This is a genomic window from Pseudomonas sp. PS01270, assembly GCF_029959775.1.
GTDB classification, from domain to species: Bacteria; Pseudomonadota; Gammaproteobacteria; order Pseudomonadales; family Pseudomonadaceae; genus Aquipseudomonas; species Aquipseudomonas atacamensis.
Genome location: NZ_JASCPT010000029.1, coordinates 14,461 through 33,897, shown reverse-complemented (window position 1 = coordinate 33,897; position 19,437 = coordinate 14,461). Strand labels below are relative to the sequence as shown.

General features: G+C 61.0%; 18 protein-coding genes. 2 read left to right on the top strand and 16 right to left on the bottom strand.

The features are described from left to right. Positions 1-2 precede the first annotated feature (2 nt). From mltG to QMX86_RS11390, 9 genes are all read right to left on the bottom strand, one after another. Positions 3-1,172, bottom strand: coding sequence for an endolytic transglycosylase MltG (mltG, locus tag QMX86_RS11430; RefSeq protein WP_110645996.1), 1,170 nt, complete (start codon positions 1,170-1,172; stop codon positions 3-5). A gap of 3 nt (positions 1,173-1,175) precedes the next feature. Continuing rightward, the gene (gene pabC, locus QMX86_RS11425; RefSeq protein WP_073472272.1) at positions 1,176-1,991 is read right to left on the bottom strand and encodes an aminodeoxychorismate lyase; all 816 of its coding nucleotides are present in this window, start codon (positions 1,989-1,991) and stop codon (positions 1,176-1,178) included. Further along, positions 1,991-3,235 (bottom strand): beta-ketoacyl-ACP synthase II, encoded by a 1,245-nt coding sequence (gene fabF, locus QMX86_RS11420; RefSeq protein ID WP_038860467.1) that lies wholly within the window; start codon positions 3,233-3,235, stop codon positions 1,991-1,993. Before fabF ends, pabC begins: the two co-directional genes overlap by 1 nt. 108 nt (positions 3,236-3,343) lie before the next feature. Next, on the bottom strand, positions 3,344-3,580 hold the full coding sequence (gene acpP, locus QMX86_RS11415; RefSeq protein ID WP_003175607.1) for an acyl carrier protein: 237 nt from the start codon (positions 3,578-3,580) through the stop codon (positions 3,344-3,346). A 196-nt stretch (positions 3,581-3,776) separates the two neighbouring features. Beyond that, on the bottom strand, positions 3,777-4,520 hold the full coding sequence (gene fabG, locus QMX86_RS11410) for a 3-oxoacyl-ACP reductase FabG (protein WP_016770989.1): 744 nt from the start codon (positions 4,518-4,520) through the stop codon (positions 3,777-3,779). Between the two features lie 16 nt (positions 4,521-4,536). Then, on the bottom strand, positions 4,537-5,475 hold the full coding sequence (gene fabD, locus QMX86_RS11405) for an ACP S-malonyltransferase (protein WP_024013921.1): 939 nt from the start codon (positions 5,473-5,475) through the stop codon (positions 4,537-4,539). Between the two features lie 123 nt (positions 5,476-5,598). Then, on the bottom strand, positions 5,599-6,609 hold the full coding sequence (plsX, locus tag QMX86_RS11400) for a phosphate acyltransferase PlsX (RefSeq protein WP_073472269.1): 1,011 nt from the start codon (positions 6,607-6,609) through the stop codon (positions 5,599-5,601). 4 nt (positions 6,610-6,613) lie between these two features. After that, positions 6,614-6,796: a 50S ribosomal protein L32 gene (gene rpmF, locus QMX86_RS11395; protein ID WP_003179396.1), complete on the bottom strand. Its 183-nt coding sequence runs from the start codon at positions 6,794-6,796 to the stop codon at positions 6,614-6,616. 13 nt (positions 6,797-6,809) lie between these two features. Further along, a complete protein-coding gene (locus QMX86_RS11390; RefSeq protein ID WP_003204262.1) occupies positions 6,810-7,337 on the bottom strand; it encodes a YceD family protein in 528 nt (175 codons plus the stop codon). A gap of 105 nt (positions 7,338-7,442) precedes the next feature. Here QMX86_RS11390 and QMX86_RS11385 point away from each other — a divergent pair, with 105 nt between their 5' ends. After that, on the top strand, positions 7,443-8,021 hold the full coding sequence (locus QMX86_RS11385; protein ID WP_110645993.1) for a nucleoside triphosphate pyrophosphatase: 579 nt from the start codon (positions 7,443-7,445) through the stop codon (positions 8,019-8,021). Positions 8,022-8,106: 85 nt separating this feature from the next. Here the strand turns inward: QMX86_RS11385 and sppA are convergent, their stop codons facing one another. From sppA to rluC, 3 genes are read right to left on the bottom strand one after another with little or no spacing between them, the layout of a single operon-like run. Then, positions 8,107-9,096: a signal peptide peptidase SppA gene (sppA, locus tag QMX86_RS11380; protein WP_071173216.1), complete on the bottom strand. Its 990-nt coding sequence runs from the start codon at positions 9,094-9,096 to the stop codon at positions 8,107-8,109. Positions 9,097-9,120: 24 nt separating this feature from the next. Continuing rightward, positions 9,121-9,783, bottom strand: a complete 663-nt coding sequence (locus QMX86_RS11375) for an HAD-IA family hydrolase (protein WP_016770993.1) — start codon at positions 9,781-9,783, stop codon at positions 9,121-9,123. After that, positions 9,770-10,729 (bottom strand): 23S rRNA pseudouridine(955/2504/2580) synthase RluC, encoded by a 960-nt coding sequence (rluC, locus tag QMX86_RS11370; RefSeq protein WP_071173217.1) that lies wholly within the window; start codon positions 10,727-10,729, stop codon positions 9,770-9,772. The genes QMX86_RS11375 and rluC overlap by 14 nt, the downstream gene beginning before the upstream one ends. A 699-nt stretch (positions 10,730-11,428) precedes the next feature. Between rluC and rne the strand changes: the two genes are divergently transcribed. Then, a complete protein-coding gene (rne, locus tag QMX86_RS11365; RefSeq protein ID WP_282384542.1) occupies positions 11,429-14,695 on the top strand; it encodes a ribonuclease E in 3,267 nt (1,088 codons plus the stop codon). Between the two features lie 190 nt (positions 14,696-14,885). On the opposite strand, the gene QMX86_RS11360 is transcribed toward rne, so the two are convergent. The 4 genes from QMX86_RS11360 to QMX86_RS11345 are packed head-to-tail and all read right to left on the bottom strand — an operon-like array spanning position 14,886 to position 19,247. Further along, the gene (locus QMX86_RS11360; protein WP_282386559.1) at positions 14,886-15,482 is read right to left on the bottom strand and encodes a nucleotidyltransferase family protein; all 597 of its coding nucleotides are present in this window, start codon (positions 15,480-15,482) and stop codon (positions 14,886-14,888) included. Then, entirely contained in the window at positions 15,479-16,459 is a 981-nt protein-coding gene (locus QMX86_RS11355; RefSeq protein ID WP_282386556.1) for an XdhC family protein, read from the bottom strand. The genes QMX86_RS11360 and QMX86_RS11355 overlap by 4 nt, the downstream gene beginning before the upstream one ends. Beyond that, on the bottom strand, positions 16,459-18,780 hold the full coding sequence (locus tag QMX86_RS11350) for a xanthine dehydrogenase family protein molybdopterin-binding subunit (protein WP_282386554.1): 2,322 nt from the start codon (positions 18,778-18,780) through the stop codon (positions 16,459-16,461). Before QMX86_RS11350 ends, QMX86_RS11355 begins: the two co-directional genes overlap by 1 nt. After that, positions 18,777-19,247 (bottom strand): (2Fe-2S)-binding protein, encoded by a 471-nt coding sequence (locus QMX86_RS11345; protein WP_073472255.1) that lies wholly within the window; start codon positions 19,245-19,247, stop codon positions 18,777-18,779. The genes QMX86_RS11350 and QMX86_RS11345 overlap by 4 nt, the downstream gene beginning before the upstream one ends. Between the last annotated feature and the right edge of the window lie 190 nt (positions 19,248-19,437).

The following is a 19,437-nucleotide window of genomic DNA, read 5'->3' as shown; positions in this document are numbered from 1 at the left end:
AGTCATTGCGCGTTCTGTGGTGCAGCGGCGTCCGGTTCCGGGGCTGGCGCAGGTTCTTGCGACGGCACTTGCGGCAGCGCCTCGGGCGCGGTGTTCGGCGAGGCCGCCGGAATCGCCTCATCGGTGGCCGGCGCGGTTACTGGTGCCGGGCTGGAACGGTAATCGGCACGGCGCTTGAGCTGGTATTCGCGCACTGCGTTGTTGTGCGCATCCAGATCATCGGAGAACACATGGCTGCCATCGCCACGGGCGACGAAATACAGGCTGCTGCCTTCCACCGGGTTGAGCGCAGCATGAATCGCTTCGCGCCCGACCATCGCAATCGGCGTCGGTGGCAAACCGGGAATCACGTAAGTGTTATAGGGTGTCGGTTCTTTCAGATGCGCGCGGGTCAGCTTGCCGGTGTAGCGATCGCCGAGGCCATAAATCACCGTCGGATCGGTCTGCAACTGCATGCCCAACGCCATGCGCCGTACGAACACACCGGCAATCTGCCCGCGCTCCTGCGGAACGCCGGTCTCTTTCTCGACCAGCGAGGCCATGATCAGCGCTTGATAAGGTTCGCTGTAAGGCACATCAGCAGAACGCTGCGCCCACTCTTTGGCGAGCACTTCATCGAGGCGATCAAAGGCTTTCTTCAACAGCTCGGCATCGGACATGCCGCGCACGAAGCGATAGGTATCCGGGAAAAACCGGCCTTCAGGGAACAAGCCTTTGTGGCCAATCTTCGCCATGACGTCGCTGTCGCTCAGGCCGGTGAGGGTCTGCTCGAGCTTGTCGTCCTTGGCCAGGGCGGCGCGCACTTGATGGAAAGTCCAGCCTTCGACCAGGGTCAGGCTGTACTGAACCACGTCGCCGCGCTTCCACGAATCGATCAGACCGTTGACGGTCATGCCCGGCTGCATGCGGTACTCGCCGCTGTGAATCGGCGTGCCAGCAAGATTGAAGCGCCAGTAGACGCGCAGCCAGAACGCGTCCTTGATGACGCCATCGGTTTCGAGTTCAAGGAAGGTACGGGTCGGTGTAGAGCCTTTCGGCACATCCAGCAGTTGTTCCTGCGGGATGTTCAGGGGCTGTTCCAGCGCCGAATGAATTTTCCAGGCGCTGGCGCCCAACAGCAGCCCTGCCAGAACCAGTCCGGTTTCCAGCAGCAGCAAAAGTTTACGTCTCACGAATCAAGCATCCAGTAGCGCGCGGGCAATGGTTTGCAGTTTACGGGTGAGCGGGCCAACCGGCCAGCTCAGTGCGGCACAGGCGCGTACCGGCCAGACGCCATAAACGCTGTTGCAGACAAACACTTCATCAGCCCATTGCAGCTGTTCGAGGCTGATATCGGCGATTTGCGTGGGGATGGCCAGTGACTCGGCCTGAAACAAAATTTCCGCGCGCATCACACCTGCGACGCCGCAGCGTTTCAAGTCGGGCGTGATCAAGCCACCGTCGCGCGCCAGGAAAATATTGCTGAACACGCCCTCAACGACGCGCCCGGCCTGATCAAGCATCAAGCCTTCGGCATGCTCGCTGTCCTGCCATTCGGCGCGGGCGAGTACCTGTTCCAGTCGATTCAGATGTTTGAGCCCGGCCAACAACGGCTGCGTAGATAAACGCGTGCTGCAGGGAAACAGGCGGATGCCGTACTCGGCATGGGCAGCGGGATACGATGCCGGCGGATTGCCTTGCAGTATGCGTCGGCCCTGCGCCGCAGGATCGGGCGCATAACCGCGCAAGCCGTCGCCACGCGTGAGGATGAGCTTGAGCACGCCCTCGCCCATCGCAGCGGCATAGCTGAGCAGCTCATGGCGAACCAGCTCGAGGTCGGTCGCAATGGCCAGACGCGCGCAGCCATCGGCCAGGCGCGTCAGGTGTCGATCCAGCAGGACCGGCTGTCCACTGCGCACGGCAATGGTCTCGAACAGACCATCGCCGTAAGCCAGGCCGCGATCTTTCAGCGACAGCGCGTCAGCCGGTTGACCGTCGACCCAGCTGTCCATCAGCCGGCGAACCGACGGAACGCCAGCGTGCCGTTGGTGCCGCCAAAACCGAAGGAGTTGGACAGCACGACATCGATGTCCATGTTACGCGCGGTGTGCGCAACGAAATCGAGATCGCAGCCTTCGTCCGGTTCATCAAGGTTGATGGTCGGCGGTGCCACCTGGCTGTTGATCGCCAGCACGCTGAAAATCGCTTCGACCGCGCCCGCCGCACCCAACAGGTGGCCGGTCATCGACTTGGTCGAGCTGACGGCCAGCTTGTAGGCGTGATCGCCGAACACCGACTTGATCGCATTGGCTTCGGCAAGGTCGCCGGCCGGGGTCGAGGTGCCGTGGGCGTTGATGTACTGCACTTGATCGACATTGATCTTCGCGTCGCGCAGGGCATTGGTGATGCAGCGCGCGGCACCGGCGCCATCGGCGGGTGGCGAGGTCATGTGGAACGCATCGCCACTGGTGCCGAAACCGATCAGCTCGGCGTAGATCGTAGCGCCACGAGCCTTGGCGTGTTCGAGCTCTTCGAGAACCAGCGCACCGGCACCGTCGGACAGAACGAAGCCGTCACGGCCCTTGTCCCAAGGACGACTGGCACGGGTCGGCTCGTCGTTGCGGGTCGACAGCGCACGGGACGCGCCGAAGCCGCCCATGCCCAGACCGCACGCGGCCATTTCCGCACCGCCGGCAATCATCACGTCGGCTTCGTCGTACATGATGTTGCGCGCCGCCATGCCGATGCAGTGCGTACCGGTGGTACATGCAGTAGCGATGGCGTAGTTAGGCCCCTGTGCACCCAGGTGGATGGACAGGAAACCGGAAATCATATTGATGATCGAGCCAGGCACAAAGAACGGCGAGATCCGTCGCGGACCGGTCTCGTGCAGGGTGCGGCTGGTCTCTTCGATGTTGGTCAGACCGCCAATCCCCGAACCCATGGCCACGCCAATGCGTTCACGGTTGGCATCGGTGACTTCCAGACCGGCGTTGCGCACGGCTTGAAAGCCTGCGGCGAGGCCGTACTGAATGAACAGGTCGAGCTTGCGCGCTTCCTTGACCGACAGGTATTCCTCGACATTGAAGCCTTTGACCGAACCGCCGAAGCGGGTCGAATAGGCAGAAAGGTCGGTGTGTTCGATCAGACCAATGCCACTGCGGCCAGCCAGAATGCCCTGCCAACTGCTCGGCACATCCGTGCCCAGTGGCGACAACATACCCATACCGGTGACTACGACGCGTCTACGCGACACAGCACTCTCCTTTTTCAAATGACGACTTTGCATCAGGCCTAAAGAAAAAACCGCACGCCATGATGGCAGTGCGGTTTTTCCATGACAGCAAGCAACGATTACAAACTGTTACGCCTGGTGGCTGGTAACGTAGTCGATTGCAGCTTGTACAGTAGTGATCTTTTCAGCTTCTTCGTCAGGGATTTCGGTCTCGAATTCCTCTTCCAGAGCCATCACCAGCTCAACGGTGTCAAGGGAGTCGGCACCCAGGTCTTCTACGAAGGAAGCGGTGTTGACCACTTCTTCTTCTTTAACACCCAGTTGCTCGGCAACGATTTTCTTGACGCGCTCTTCGATGGTGCTCATACCTTGTTTTCACTCCTAATGGACAAATTCAGGCAGCTGGCCAGTGGGTAAGTGTATAGAAAGCCTTTTCAGTTTTTCAACTGAAAGCTTCACTCCTCAAACCCTGCGGCCCTCTGCCTATAAATAGATTGCAGCTTTATAACGGATTTTAGACAGCTCGTATGACATTTTTTTGAAGCAATCCGTCACATTTTACTTACATGTACATCCCACCGTTCACCGGGATTGTAGCCCCGGTAACGTATGCCGCACCGTCGGATGCAAGAAAAGCGACCACGGACGCGATCTCTTGAGCTTGCCCCAGACGACCCAGCGGAATCTGCGTCTGCAAGGCTTCACGCTGTGCTTCAGGCAGCTCGCGGGTCATATCGGTGTCGATGAACCCTGGGGTTACCGAGTTGACCGTAATCGAACGCGAACCGACTTCACGCGCCATCGCCCGGCTGAAACCTTCCAGACCGGCCTTGGCGGCTGCATAGTTTACTTGGCCGGCGTTGCCCATGGCACCCACCACCGAGCCAATACTGATAATTCGACCCCAGCGCGCCTTGGTCATGCCACGCAAAACGCCCTTGGACAGGCGATACAGACTGTTCAGGTTGGTATCGATCACGTCGTACCACTCGTCGTCTTTCATGCGCATCATCAGGTTATCGCGGGTGATACCGGCATTATTGACCAGAATCGCCACCGGCGCACCGAACTGCTCCTGAATGCCTGCCAGCACGGCGCTGACCGATTCGTCGCTGGTGACATTGAGTTCGAAACCGGCGCCCTGGATACCGTTTTCCTTCAGGGTCGCAGCAATGCGCTCGGCGCCCGACGCGGAGGTCGCGGTGCCGACAACGATGGCGCCCTGACGACCCAGTTCCAGCGCGATGGCCTGGCCGATACCGCGGCTTGCACCGGTAACCAGTGCAACTTTACCTTGCAGACTCATGCAAGTTTCTCCTGATTCAGGCCTGCGCTGCGCGAGCGGCAGCGAAGGCGTCTGGGGTATTGAGATTGGAAGTCGAAACGCCTTCGGCGCAACGTTTGTTCAGGCCAGCGAGGACTTTGCCCGGGCCGCACTCGACCAGATTGGTCGCGCCCTTGGCGGCCAACGTCTGTACCGATTCAACCCAGCGCACTGGCTTGTAGAGCTGTTCGAGCAGATCACGCTTGAGGGTTTCCAGATCGGCCGGCACTTGTGCGCTGACGTTCTGCACCACCGGGATCTGCGGCGCCTGCCAGTCGATGGCGGCGATGGATTCAGCGAAGCGCTCGGCAGCCGGACGCATCAGCTCGCAGTGCGACGGCACGCTCACCGGCAACGGCATGGCGCGTTTGGCACCACGGGCCTTGCAGCCTTCGATGGCGCGCTCGACAGCGGCCTTGGCACCGGCGATCACCACTTGGCCCGGCGAGTTGAAATTCACCGCGCTGACGACTTCGCCTTGCGCCGCTTCGGCGCAGGCAGCCAGCACGTCGGCATCTTCCAGACCGAGGATCGCGGCCATGCCGCCCTGCCCGGCCGGCACCGCTTCCTGCATCAACTGGCCACGGCGCTCGACGAGCTTGACCGCGTCAGCCAGGCTCAGGCTGCCGGCGGCAACCAGCGCGCTGTATTCACCCAGGCTGTGGCCGGCGACAAACGCCGGACGCGCGCCGCCTTCGGCCAGCCACAGACGCCACAGGGCGATCGAAGCGGTCAGAATGGCTGGTTGGGTTTTGTCGGTTTGATTGAGCAGCTCTTCCGGACCCTGTTGGGTCAGTGCCCACAGGTCGTAGCCCAGCGCAGCAGAGGCTTCTTGAAAGGTTTCGAGGATCAGCGGATGTTGCGCGCCCAGCTCGGCCAGCATGCCGAGGGACTGCGAACCCTGTCCTGGAAAGACGAATGCGAGGGAAGCAGACATGTAACAAGCCCCTAATGATCTTGTCGTCGGAAAATAACGCCCCGTTGGGGACGCCAGAAACTGACAGTTTGGATGGCCCTTTGAACCGGGCGGTCACATTTAAGCATTGTCCGACGAAAACGCCTAAGACAACAGTTCCTCCAGACGACCGTGGAGACGCTCGGGCAGGTTCTCCTGAATCTCGATCAGCGCCCGTTGAATCGCACTCTGAAAGCCTTGAACCCCGGCCGATCCGTGGCTTTTCACGACGATGCCCTGCAAACCGAGAAAGCTTGCGCCATTATGTCGCGCCGGGGCCAGATCAGCCTGCAGACGCTTCATTAACGGCAGCGCGAGAGCGCCGACAGCGCGCGAGGCCAAGTTTTTCTTGAACAGGGCCTCGATGCGCATCGCAATCATCGTCGCCAGGCCTTCGCTGGATTTGAGCAGGATATTGCCGACGAAGCCGTCACACACCACCACGTCGGCCTCACCGCGGTACAAGCCGTCACCTTCAATGAAGCCGATGTAGTTGATCCCGCGCGCAGCCTGCAACAGCGTTGCGGCCAGTTTGACCTGCTGATTGCCCTTGATGTCTTCGGTGCCGATGTTCAGCAACGCAACACGTGGACGGGCAATGCCCAAAGTCTGTGCAGCGACCGAGCCCATCACCGCAAACTGCAACAAGTGCTCGGCACTGCAATCGACGTTGGCGCCCAGATCGAGCAGCTGGCAATAACCGGTCTGCGTCGGAATCGCCGCGACCATGGCCGGACGATCAATGCCGGGCAATGTCTTCAGCACGAATCGCGACAAGGCCATCAACGCACCGGTATTGCCGGCACTGACACAGGCCTGCACCTTGCCATCGCGCAGCAGTTCAAGAGCCACGCGCATCGACGAATCCGGCTTGCCACGCAGGGCCTGGGCAGGTTTCTCGTCCATGGTGATGACTTCGCTGGCCGCAACAATCGTCAGGCGCGCGCGATCGGCAGCCGACTGGCCGTGGATCAGTTCTTCAAGAAGGGAGGGTTGACCGACGAGGGTCAGGTGCAGCGAGGGTGTAGCAGACAGGCAAGCGAGACTGGCCTGAACAATGCTGCGGGGACCGAAGTCCCCGCCCATTGCGTCAATCGCGATGACTTGAGCAGACAAGTGATTACTCGTCAGCGCCCTTGTCGATCACTTTACGGCCACGGTAAACGCCTTCTGGCGATACGTGGTGACGCAGGTGAACTTCACCAGTGGTTTTTTCTACAGACAGGGTGCTAGCCTCGAGAGCGTCGTGCGAACGGCGCATGTCACGGGCAGAGCGGGATTTTTTGTTCTGCTGAACAGCCATAATTGATTAACTCCTAAACGTTTGGGTCACGCTTTAACTGCGCCAATACACTGAACGGGTTGGACCGCGTTACCTCGTCCTCGCTCGGTTCGGGCTCATCTGCTCCCGCCGGCTGCTGGCATTCTTCCGGATGATGAGCAGGCACAATGGGCAAGGCGAGCAGAAGCTCCTCCTCGATCAGTGACTGCAGATCCAATGGATCTTCGCCCAGTTCCAGCACGTCATAACCTTTCGGCAACGACTGGGTATTCGCACCCTCCTTCACCACCGCGTAACTGCATTCGCTGTGGATCGGCAGGGTGACCAGCTCAAGACAACGCTGGCAAACCATTTTGACTTCGGTGTCGATAAAGCTGTGGATGACCACAGACTTACGTTCATCTCGTTCAAAAACGAATTTGGCCTGCACCGTACCGACATCGTCGGAAAGCGGGTCGCAGAGTCTCTTCAAATCGGCCAGCAGCAGTTCACCTTGAAGGGTGGTGCCACGGTCAGCCAATTTGCGCGGGTCAACGTGAGGTGGAATCGGGTCATTCAACATAGGCGCAGCATTATAGGGATGCACCCACCCATGTCAAAGGAAATTGTGCCCTGTCCGTCACTTGCGCGCCTCCGCTAGAATCCGCACCTGCCTCAGGAGACGTCCATGCTGCCTTTATTACTCGCTTCAAGCTCGACTTATCGCCGTGAATTGCTCGCCCGCCTGCACCTGCCGTTCGTCTGCAGCTCGCCGGACATCGACGAAAGCCACCGCCCGGGAGAGTCCGCGATCGATCTGGTCAAACGCCTCGCTGAGGAAAAAGCCCGCGCCCTGGCGGACAGCCACCCTGCTCATCTGATCATTGGCTCGGATCAGGTCGCCGTCCTCGGCGAACAGATCATCGGCAAGCCGCACACCTTCGAGAAGGCTCGCGAGCAATTGATGGCGGCCAGCGGTGCGAGCGTAACCTTCCTGACTGGCCTGACGCTGCTCAACAGCCAGACCGGGCAATGCCAAGTCGACTGCGTGCCGTTTACCGTGCACATGCGTCAGCTGGATCAGGCGCGCATCGAACGCTACCTGCGCATCGAGCAACCGTACGACTGCGCCGGCAGCTTCAAGGCCGAAGGACTGGGCGTGAGCCTGTTTCAATCGACCGAAGGCCCGGATGCCACCAGCCTGATCGGCCTGCCGCTGATTCGCCTGATCGATATGTTGTTGGTCGAAGGCGTGCAAATCCCTTAAAAGCAAAAGATCGCAGCCTCCGGCAGCTCCACACCGATCCGTGCAAGAGTTGCCGCCGACTGCGATCGTTCGACCTTCAAACGTCTTAACGCAACGAAGGCCCGTGGAAACCCATCCACATCGCCAACTGCTCGGCCACGCTGGCGCCGAGCTTTTTCGAGAAGCGATCGAACGGCGATTCCTGCACGGTGAAGTCCACCAGCTCCTTCTCGCCAATCACATCACGCGCCACCGAACTGGCACTGCCCAAGCCATCGATCAGGCCCAGCGGCAGCGCCTGCTCACCCGACCAGACCAGCCCGGAAAACAGCTCCGGATGCTCTTTGTCCTTCAGGCGATCACCACGCCCCTGCTTGACGCTGTTGATGAACTGCTTGTGCGTGGTGTCGAGCACGCTTTGCCAGAATGCGGTTTCTTCAGGCTTTTGCGGCTGGAACGGATCCAGAAATGCCTTGTGTTCGCCCGAGGTGTAGGTGCGACGCTCAACGCCGAGTTTCTCCATGGTGCCGACGAAACCGTAACCCGCCGCCGTCACGCCGATCGAGCCGACCAGACTGGCCTTGTCGGCGTAGATCTGATCCGCCGCACTGGCGATGTAATAGGCGCCCGAAGCACCAAGATCGGAAATCACTGCGTAGAGCTTGATCTCTGGATGCAGGCCACGCAGACGCTTGATCTCGTCATAGACATAACCGGACTGCACCGGACTGCCGCCCGGACTGTTGATGCGCAGGACCACGCCTTTGACCTTCTTGTCTTCGAACGCCGCGCGCAGGCTGCCAACGATATTATCGGCGCTGGCCGGCTCCTTGTCGGCGATTACGCCGTCGATCTCGATCAACGCCGTGTAGTTCGGGCCGCGGGTGGCGCTTTTTTCCATGTCCATCAGCGGCGTGAACAGCAGCAGCGCAACAAACAGATAAACAAACGTCAGCAGCTTGAAGAAAATCCCCCAGCGCCGCGAACGGCGTTGTTCCTGCACGCCGGCCAGCAAAGTCTTTTCCAACAGCTTCCAGCTTTTCGCGTCACCGTCGTCGGCACTTGCCTTGGCCGGTGCTTTCCATTCGTCGGTCATGCCATCTACCCCAGCAAAAACGTATTAAGCCCGCTGACCCAGCCAGGCGTGCAATTCAGAAAAACGGTCGATCGACAGGCGTGGCTCGAACTGCTGCAGGGACTCGATCGATTGCGCGCCATAACTGACCGCCACCGAATCCATCCCCGCGTTGCGCGCCATCAGCAGATCGAACGACGAATCACCGACCATCAACGCCTGCTCCGGGCGTACGCCGCAGTGGCTGACAATCTGCTCAAGCATCAGAGGGTGTGGCTTGCTGGCAGTTTCATCGGCAGCGCGGGTGATATCGAAATAATCTTCCCAGCCATTGGCCTTGAGCACCCGATCCAGTCCGCGACGATTCTTGCCCGTCGCTACCGCCAGGTGATAACCCTGCTCGCGAAACGATGCCATCGACTCGACCACACCCTCGAACAGCGGCGAAGGCACGGCTTCGGCAGCGATGTAGTGATCGGCGTAGTACTCGCGAAACGCGAGCATTTCTGCGTCGCTGATTTCGGGATACAGGGTGCGAATCGCTTCCGGCAAGCCAAGACCGATGATGCCTTTGACGGCGAAGTCATCGCGCAGCTCGAAACCGGAACGCCCGGACGCCGAGTGCATCGCCTCGACGATCCGATGAATGGAATCGGCGAGGGTGCCGTCCCAGTCGAAAATCAACAGCTTGTAATCAGATGGGCGCACTCAATCGCTCCACGGTCTTGGCCCACATTTCATCGACGGGCGCTTGCAGATTCAGCTTGCCGCCGTCGGGCAGCGGCACGGTCAGCATGTAAGCGTGCAGGAACAGACGCTTACCACCCAGATCGCGGATTTCCCTGGTGAAATCCTCGTCGCCATACTTGCTGTCACCGGCAATGCAATGGCCAGCATGCAAGGTGTGCACGCGAATCTGGTGGGTACGACCGGTAACCGGTTTCGCCTCGACCATGGTGGCAAAATCGCCGAAACGGCGCAGCACCTTGAACAGCGTCAGGGCTTCTTTGCCCTCGTCATTGACCTCAACCATGCGCTCGCCGGAGCGCAGATTGCTCTTGAGCAACGGTGCGCGAACCTGCTTGATCGAGGTTGCCCAATTGCCACGGACCAGCGCCATGTAGCGCTTGTCGACGCCGTCGCCGCGCAACTGCTCGTGCAGGTGGCGCAACATGCTGCGTTTTTTGGCGATCATCAGCAGACCGGAGGTGTCGCGGTCGAGACGGTGAACCAGCTCCAGCTCCTTGGCGTCGGGACGCAACTGACGAAAGGCTTCGATCACGCCGAAATTCAGCCCGCTGCCGCCATGCACCGCAATGCCGGCGGGCTTGTTGATCACGATCAGGGCCTTGTCTTCGAAGACGATCGAGGCTTCCAGGCGCTGCAACAGCCCCTGGGCCAGCGGCACCGGTTCGTCGCGCTCAGGCACGCGAACCGGCGGCACGCGCACGATATCGCCGGCCTGCAGCTTGTATTCGGGCTTGATCCGACCTTTGTTCACACGCACTTCGCCTTTGCGCAAAATGCGGTAAATCAAGGTCTTGGGCACGCCTTTGAGCCGGGCGAGGAGAAAGTTGTCGATTCGTTGGCCGGCATACTCCGGCGAGACTTCAAGCAGTTGAACGCCTGGAGTCGAAGGGGCAGTAGTTGTCATGCCGCGGATGATAACAATTTTTATGGAATTGAAGCACTTAATCATTGCTGCTATAGTCGCGAACGCCGCCAAAAGCGGCCTGGACAGCGGAACCACGGTCAAAGACCGGCCCTGACCAACGCAATTCACCAGGGCGCGAGGCCGTCCTACGGGGCTTTCGCTACGTAACGGTGGAGTTTGCGGTTGTAACGAGCGCAGGTGACATGAGGCCTGAATTACACCGCCGAGCAGAGTTCTCACTCGCCCGGCAGGCAACATTCAAGGCCAGTTCACAAAGTGCAGTCGACTGCGAATGACCCCGAGCGATTGCTTCGGAAACATCGCCTGAATTAGCCATGATGCGTGACCTCCCCTTTCGGAGCTCACGGTAAATGCCAACCCGCTGCGGATTCTGCGCGCGGCAGCACCCGAATTATCAGGGATACGTGTAGGGTGGAGATGCACAACCGCCGGACTGTGTAGCAACAAGCTTTGATCAAGACGCTTCATCTCGTCCACAGCCGCTGGTTGATTCCTCCTCCTGACTGAGTGCTTAAGTAGCCACAGCAAGCAGGACGCGTACGTCGCGGTATCGGCCCAATTGGCCGCACATCGCTGGACACGGGAATGGCCAACCACTCCCGACGCACCTGACACCGACCGTGAGAAGTCGTGTGTGCCGAACGCCGTTTCCGGCAGCCCGGAAACCGACGGTACTACATGAAAAGAATGCTGATTAACGCAACTCAACCCGAAGAGTTGCGTGTTGCACTGGTAGATGGCCAGCGCCTCTACGACCTGGATATCGAATCCGGTGCACGCGAGCAGAAAAAGGCCAACATCTATAAAGGCCGTATCACTCGCATCGAACCAAGCCTTGAGGCTGCCTTTGTCGATTTCGGCTCCGAGCGCCACGGCTTCCTGCCCCTCAAAGAAATCTCCCGCGAATACTTCAAGAAAGCCCCAGAAGGCCGCGTCAACATCAAGGACGTCCTGAGCGAAGGCCAGGAAGTCATCGTTCAGGTCGAGAAAGAAGAACGTGGCAACAAGGGCGCCGCCCTGACCACCTTCATCAGCCTGGCCGGTCGTTACCTCGTACTGATGCCGAACAACCCGCGTGCCGGCGGCATCTCCCGTCGCATCGAAGGCGAAGAGCGCAACGAACTGCGTGAAGCGCTGAACGGTCTGGTTGCTCCGGCCGACATGGGTCTGATCGTGCGCACTGCCGGCCTGGGCCGCAGCAGCGAAGAAATGCAGTGGGACCTCGACTACCTGCTGCAACTGTGGACCGCCATCAAAGAAGCCTCGCTGGATCGCTCCGCGCCATTCCTGATCTACCAGGAAAGCAACGTGATTATCCGCGCCATCCGCGATTACCTGCGCCAGGACATCGGCGAAGTGCTGATCGACAGCGTTGAAGCCCAGGACGAAGCCCTTACCTTCATCCGCCAGGTGATGCCGCAGTACGCCAGCAAGATCAAGCTGTACGAAGACAGCGTGCCGCTGTTCAACCGTTTCCAGATCGAAAGCCAGATCGAGACCGCATTCCAGCGCGTCGTCGAACTGCCTTCCGGCGGCTCCATCGTCATCGATCCGACCGAAGCCCTGGTGTCCATCGACATCAACTCGGCGCGCGCCACCAAAGGCAGCGACATCGAAGAAACCGCCCTGCAGACCAACCTTGAAGCCGCCGAAGAAATCGCCCGTCAGTTGCGCCTGCGCGACATCGGCGGCCTGATCGTCATCGACTTCATCGACATGACCCCGGCCAAGAACCAGCGCGCCGTGGAAGAGAAAGTCCGCGAATGCCTGGAAGCTGACCGCGCCCGCGTGCAGATCGGTCGCATCTCGCGTTTCGGCCTGCTGGAAATGTCCCGTCAGCGCCTGCGTCCATCGCTGGGCGAAAGCAGCGGCATCGTCTGCCCGCGTTGCAACGGCACCGGCATCATCCGTGACGTTGAATCGCTGTCGCTGGCCATTCTGCGCCTGATCGAAGAAGAAGCCCTGAAAGACCGCACCGCCGAAGTTCGCGCGCAAGTGCCGATCCCGGTCGCCGCGTTCCTGCTCAACGAAAAACGCAACTCGATCACCAAGATCGAACTGCGCACCCGTGCCCGCATCGTCATTCTGCCGAACGATCACCTCGAGACGCCGCACTTCGAAGTTCAGCGTCTGCGTGACGACAGCCCGGAAGCCGCGACCAACCAGTCCAGCTACGAAATCGCTGCGGCCGCTGCCGAAGTCGAAGAAGTCCAGCCAGCCGCTGCGACCCGCACTCTGGTTCGCCAGGAAGCTGCGGTGAAAACTGCGCCGGCCCGTGCCAACGCACCGGTGCCGACTGAAGTTGCCCCTGCCGCACCTGCTCCGGCACCCGCTGCCGCGCCTGAGCCAAGCCTGTTCAAGGGTCTGGTGAAGTCGCTGGTCAGCCTGTTCGCCACCAAGGAAGAGCCAGCCGCACCGGTCGCCGTTGCGAAACCGGCTGCCACCGAGCGTCCTGCCCGCAACGAAGAGCGCCGCAACGGTCGTCAGCAGAGCCGCAACCGTAACGGTCGCCGCGATGAAGAACGCAAGCCGCGCGAAGAACGTGCTCAACGTGAAGAGCGCGCACCACGCGAGCCGCGCGAAGAGCGCCAGCCACGCGAAGCCCGCGAGCCGCGTGAAACCCGCAGCGAAGCGCCGGTAGCCCGCGAAGAACGCGCACCACGTGCCCCGCGTGAAGAACGTGCACCGCGTGCACCGCGTGAAGATCGCAAGCCGCGTGGCGAGCGTGAAGAACGCGTGCGTGAACTGCGCGAGCCACTTGACGCCGCGCCAGCCGCAGCCGTTGCTGCCGTGACCGCTGAAGAGCGTCCGGCGCGTCAGCCACGCGAAGAACGCGCTCCGCGTCCACCGCGTGAAGAGCGTCAACCGCGTGCCGAGCAGGCCGCTGCTGCCGTCGCTGAAGAAGAAGTGAACAGCAACAACGAAGAGCAACTGCCGGAAGACGGTCAGGACAACGCCGAAGGCGATCGTCCACGTCGTCGCTCCCGTGGCCAGCGTCGTCGCAGCAACCGTCGCGAGCGTCAACGTGATGCCAACGGCAACGTGATCGAAGGTTCGGAAGAATCCGAGTCCGCTGAAAACGCTGGCGAGCCAAGCACCGCCGATCTGGCCGCTGGCCTGGCCGTCACCGCCGCCGTTGCCAGCAGCACCATCAGCGCTCCGGCAGAAGCCGAAGCTCACGAGCAGGCTGAACGCGCCACCGCCGCCACACTGGAAACTGCTCCAGTCGAAGCGCCGGTTGTCGAAGCCACCACTCCAGTGGAAGTGACTGCTGCACCGGAAATCGAAGTCGCTCCGGTCCGCGAAGCTCAGCCTCAGGTTGAAGCAACTGCCGAACCAGAAGCTGTCGTCGAAGCACCAGCGGCCGTCACTGAGCCAGCGGTAGAAACCGTCAGCGAAAACGTGACCAAAACCGTGCGTGAAGTTCGCGAAGAGCAGACTGCGTTCAACTGGGTTGCCGAGCCAGCCGTCACCGAAGCCCCAGCGCCAGTCGCTGAAGCCGAAGTGCCGCAAGCCATGGTTTCCGAGCCAGTAGTTGCAGCAGCAGAGCCGGCGCCGACACCAGTAGTTGAAGCTCCGGTTGCCGAAGCTCAGGTTGAAGAAGCACCAGCCGCAGTCGAAGCGCCAGCGCCAGTGGTTGAAGCGCCGGCTCCGGTCAGCGCCCTGACGCCGAACGGCCGCGCGCCAAACGACCCGCGTGAAGTGCGTCGTCGCAAGCGTGAAGCCGAGCGTCTGCAGAAGGAAGCCGAACTGGCTGCCGCTGCAGCGCCAGTGGCTGCCGAACCAGCCGCTGCGGCTGAAGTGATCGAGGCAGCCCCTGCCCCGGTCGCGGAAGAAGCATCGGTTGAAGCGGTGATCGCTGAAGCACCACGCTCCGTTCAGGACGCGGTTGAACAGCGCGAAGAAGCCCAGGAAAAAGAGCACGAGCCTAAACCACTCGTGTAATTCCTGAAGCCAATAAAAAGCCCCGCCCGGTGAAAGCCTGGCGGGGCTTTTTATTGCCTGAAATACCGGCATCATCCACAACCTTTGTGGGAGCGAGCCTGCTCGCGAAGGCGGTGGGTCAGACAATATTCATGTAACTGAACCAGCGCATTCGCGAGCAGGCTCGCTCCCACAAGGGATACAACACGGCTCAGGGCCGAGGAAATACCAGAGATTCAGGCACATCGATATCCCACAACACCCCCGGATCATCTACCGCCACCTCAACCACCCTACCCTGCGAAAACAACGGCCGTGCGCCACGATCGCCGGTCAGCGCCTGCAACTGCGCGCCAAACGAACGACCAAACCCCACTGGATGGCCAAATTCGCCATCCAGCACCGGCACGCTCACCGCGTCATCAGCCATCGCCGCAACCACTCGCTCGATACTCGAAGGCAAGATAAACGGCATATCGCCGAGCACAATCAACCAGCCATCCGCCTCCGGGCAAACGGCAACACCTGCGGCAATGCTGTCGCCCATGCCGGTCGATTCGATCGACACCACGTCGCAGCCATAAGCCTGGGCCATGCGCATCGCCTGCGGTCGCGCTTCGGTGGTGACCAGCACGCGCTTGTCGAGACTGGCCGGCAGATTCATCAGCACCTGCTCGATCACCGAGCGCACGGCGCCGTCGCGCCCGGTGCAGTCAGCGAGCAATTTGTCTTTGTCGGGGCCGGCGATCTGGCGAAAGCGTTTGCCCTCGCCCGCCGCCAGCACAATCACTGCGATGGATTGGCTCACGCACCCTCCAGCGGTTTTTTCTGTTTCAGCTCCACACCGTTCTTGATCGCAACAATTTCCGCCAGCAAGGACAAGGCGATTTCAGCCGGCGAATGACTGCCGATGTGCAAGCCGATCGGTCCGTGCAGGCGATCAATCGACGCTTGCGACAAGCCTAGCTGAGCCAGATTTTCCCGGCGCTTCTGGCTGTTGACCCGCGAACCGAGCGCGCCGACGTAGAACGCCGGCGAGTCGAGCGCGGTGAGCAAAGCCATGTCGTCCAGGCGTGGATCGTGAGTCAAGGCGACAATCGCCGTGCGCTCGTCGGTCTGGATGTTCAACACCGCCTCGTCCGGCATGCCGGGGACGAAACGGCCATGCTGCTCTTCCCAGCCGTGAACGAACTCGGTGCGCGGATCGCAGATCAGCACTTCGAAATCCAGCAGCCGCGCCATGTCGGCGACGTAGCGCGACAACTGCCCGGCACCGATCAGCAACAAGCGCCAGCGCGGGCCGTAAATCGCTCGCAGAGTCTTGCCGTCGAACACCAGCGAATCGGACTTGCTCGCCGGAGCCAGCCGCACCTCGCCGGTTTCGATGTTCAGTTCTCGGGCAACGATTTCATGGTTTTCGCAACGCTGCAGCAGCTCGGCGACCCACGCCGGGTCACCGACGCGCTCTTCGGTCAGGCGCAGAGTACCGCCGCAAGGCAGGCCGAAACGCGCGGCCTCCTCGCGAGTCACGCCGTAGGTAATCATCTGCACTGGCGGACCATCGGTGGCAATGCGGCCGTCGTGCAGCCGCGCGATCAGGTCATCTTCGACACAGCCACCTGACACCGAACCGATCACCACGCCGTCCTCGCGCAAGGCGAGCATGGCACCGGGCGAGCGCGGCGCGGTGCCCCAGGTCTGCACCACGCTGAACAGCACCACCCGCTGTCCGGCGCGGCGCCACTCGAGGACGCTGCGCAGAACGTTGAGATCGACGCTGTCCATTACGCTTGCGCCTTCTGCCAGCCCTGCAACTGATACCGCACCGGCAGATTGCGGATGCGCTTGCCGGTGGCGGCGAAGATCGCATTGCACAGCGCCGGGGCAATCGGCGGCACACCCGGCTCACCAACGCCACCCAACGGCACGTCACCCGGCGGCGTGACCAGATGCACCGCGACTTCCTTGGGCGCCAGCGACATGCGCGCGACCTCGTACATATGGAAGTTGTCCTGCTGGACCTTACCGTCCTTGAAGCTGATCTCACCGAGCACGGCGTTGCCCAGGCCCATGACGCATGCACCTTCGAACTGCGAACGGATGCGCTCAGGGTTGATCTGCGGCCCGCAGTCCACGGCGATGTCGGCCTTGTGCACGATCAGCGAACCGTCGTCCTTGACCTCGACTTCAATCACCGCCGCCACATAGGTGACGAAGCTGTAATGCACCGCCAGACCGAGACCACGACCCTTGGGCAGTTTGCGCCCCCAACCAGCGGCCTTGGCGGCAGTTTCCAGAACCGTGCGCATGCGTCCTGTGTCGATCGGGTAACGCTCGGGCGATTCGCCGTAGTTCCACTCTTCGCTCAAGGTGCGCGGATCGATCTGCCGGTCCGGGCCGAGCAATTTGATCTGGTACTTGAGCGGATCTTCCCCGGCCTTGTGCGCCAGTTCGTCGACGAAGCTCTGAATCGCAAAGCCGTGGGGAATGTTCGACACCGAGCGATACCAGCCGACGCGGGTGTGTACCTTGGCTTCGGGGTTTTCCAGGCGGACGCTGGGAATCGCATAGGCCATGTTGGTAAAGCCCATGCCCAGCTCGAACGCCGCCTCATGGTTCATGTCCGGCGCAAACAACGCGGTGATGCTCGGCGCCACGGTGCGATGCAGCCACCCGGACGGCATGCCGTTCTTGTCGATGCCGGCCTTGAGATATTCCGCCGACACGGTGTGGAAATACGAATTGTGGATGTCGTCTTCGCGGGTCCACTGCACCCGTACAGCCTTGCCCGGAAACTCCTTGGCGAGGATCGCGGCTTCAACGACGAAGTCCGGTTTCGACTTGCGCCCGAAACCACCGCCCAGCAATGTCACATTGAAGGTGACCTTTTCGAACGGCACGCCCAGGCGTTCGGCGATGCGCTCGCGGGTGACCTGCGGTGCCTGACTCGGCGCCCAGGCCTCGCAGACGCCGTCCTTGTAACGGGCGATGGCAACCATCGGTTCCATCGGTGCCTGCGCCAGATGCGGCAGGTAATACGAGGCTTCGAGAGTGCTGGCAGCGCCGCTCAAGGCCTTGTCGATATCACCGGTATTGCGCACCACTTTGCCGGCCTTCAGCGACGCGGCTTCGAGTTCCTTGCGATAGGCAATCGAGTCATAACTGGCATTCGGGCCGTCATCCCACTCGATCTTCAGCGCCTCGCGACCCTTGATCGCCGCCCAGGTGTTGCTGGCCACAACCGCGACGCCGCCCAGTGGCTGGAACTCTGACGGCAACGGCCGACCTTCGATTTGCATGACTTTTAGCACGCCGGGGACTTTCAGCGCGGCGCTGTCATCGAGGCTTTTGACTTTGCCGCCGTACACTGCCGGGCGAGCGATAGTGGCGTAGAGCATGCCGTCGAAATGCACGTCGGCGCCGTACACTGCGCGGCCATTGACGATATCGGCACCGTCGATGGCCTTGGTGCCTTCCTTACCGATGTAGCGAAATTCCGAAGGCTGCTTGAGTCGCAGGCTGTCACGCGCCGGTACTGCCAGCGCACTGGCGGCAGCGGCGAGTTCGCCGTAGCCCAGTTCGCGGCCGGACGGTTTGTGAATGACCTTGTGCAGTTGCGCATGGCATTCGCCAACCGGCACTTTCCACTGCGCAGCGGCCGCCTGTTCGAGCATGGTCCGCGCGGCGGCGCCGCAACGACGCATCGGCTCGTACCAGTGACGCATGCTGCGCGAACCATCGGTGTCCTGGTTGCCGAAGCGCACTTCGTCACCCGGCGCCTGCTGCACTTTGACCTGAGCCCAATCGGCCTCAAGTTCATCGGCAACGACCATGCTCAGGCTGGTGCGCACGCCCTGGCCCATTTCCGAACGGTTGCACACCACGGTGACGCTGCCATCGGCAGCAATGCTCACGTAAACCTTGGGATCGTCTATCCAGCCATTGGGCATGCCGTCGGCACCGAACTTCTTCGGCGCGTCATCGGCCAGCGCATCCTGCCAGCCCCAGCTCGCGGCGAGGACCAGCGCACTGGTGGCACCGACGCCTTTGAGAAAACCACGGCGGCTGAGGTTGCTCAGGGCGAAATCATTCGGGACGCGGCTCATGCCTTCACCTCCTTCAGTTGGGTGGAGGCCTGGCGGATCGCGGTTTTGATCCGGTTGTAAGTACCGCAGCGGCAGATGTTGCCGACCATGGCTTCTTCGATCTGCGCGTCGCTCGGGTTCGGGTTGGTTTTCAGCAGAGCGGTGGCCGACATGATCTGCCCGCCCTGGCAATAACCGCATTGAGCCACGGCGCTGTCGAGCCAGGCTTGCTGCACGACCTTGCCTACCGGGTCGGCGTGGAGATTATCGATGGTGGTGACGTTCTGGCCGATTACCGAGCCGATCGGCGTGATGCAACTGCGTGCTGGCAAACCGTCGATATGGATGGTGCAGGCGCCGCACAGGCCCATGCCGCAACCGAATTTGGTGCCGTTGTAACCGGCGACGTCACGAATCGCCCACAACAGCGGCATGTCTTCGGTGACATCGAGGGAGTGGTCTTGACCGTTGAGTTTCAGGGTAATCATGGGCACGCCCGCATATTTTTTAGTGGTTATGGGGTCGAGCAATCTGCCGCCGGAAAATCAGCGGTGGGTTCGCGCAGATCGACTCAGGCTAATCAGGCTCTCTTGCGCCGACGGGAACGTCTGCACCGGGCCTTTGGGTGGAGCAAATGGTAGGTATCGTTAGGTCGCTAAGTTAACCCAGCATTAACAA

Excerpts from the sequence above, each read along its gene's own strand:
- QMX86_RS11345 (WP_073472255.1), bottom strand. The coding sequence starts at position 19,247 with ATGATTACCCTGAAACTCAACGGTCAAGACCACTCCCTCGATGTCACC.
- QMX86_RS11355 (WP_282386556.1), bottom strand. The coding sequence starts at position 16,459 with ATGGACAGCGTCGATCTCAACGTTCTGCGCAGCGTCCTCGAGTGGCGC.
- QMX86_RS11385 (WP_110645993.1), top strand. The coding sequence starts at position 7,443 with ATGCTGCCTTTATTACTCGCTTCAAGCTCGACTTATCGCCGTGAATTG.
- fabG (WP_016770989.1), bottom strand. The coding sequence starts at position 4,520 with ATGAGTCTGCAAGGTAAAGTTGCACTGGTTACCGGTGCAAGCCGCGGT.
- rluC (WP_071173217.1), bottom strand. The coding sequence starts at position 10,729 with ATGACAACTACTGCCCCTTCGACTCCAGGCGTTCAACTGCTTGAAGTC.
- QMX86_RS11390 (WP_003204262.1), bottom strand. The coding sequence starts at position 7,337 with ATGTTGAATGACCCGATTCCACCTCACGTTGACCCGCGCAAATTGGCT.
- rne (WP_282384542.1), top strand. The coding sequence starts at position 11,429 with ATGAAAAGAATGCTGATTAACGCAACTCAACCCGAAGAGTTGCGTGTT.
- pabC (WP_073472272.1), bottom strand. The coding sequence starts at position 1,991 with ATGGACAGCTGGGTCGACGGTCAACCGGCTGACGCGCTGTCGCTGAAA.
- sppA (WP_071173216.1), bottom strand. The coding sequence starts at position 9,096 with ATGACCGACGAATGGAAAGCACCGGCCAAGGCAAGTGCCGACGACGGT.
- acpP (WP_003175607.1), bottom strand. The coding sequence starts at position 3,580 with ATGAGCACCATCGAAGAGCGCGTCAAGAAAATCGTTGCCGAGCAACTG.
- fabD (WP_024013921.1), bottom strand. The coding sequence starts at position 5,475 with ATGTCTGCTTCCCTCGCATTCGTCTTTCCAGGACAGGGTTCGCAGTCC.
- QMX86_RS11350 (WP_282386554.1), bottom strand. The coding sequence starts at position 18,780 with ATGAGCCGCGTCCCGAATGATTTCGCCCTGAGCAACCTCAGCCGCCGT.
- rpmF (WP_003179396.1), bottom strand. The coding sequence starts at position 6,796 with ATGGCTGTTCAGCAGAACAAAAAATCCCGCTCTGCCCGTGACATGCGC.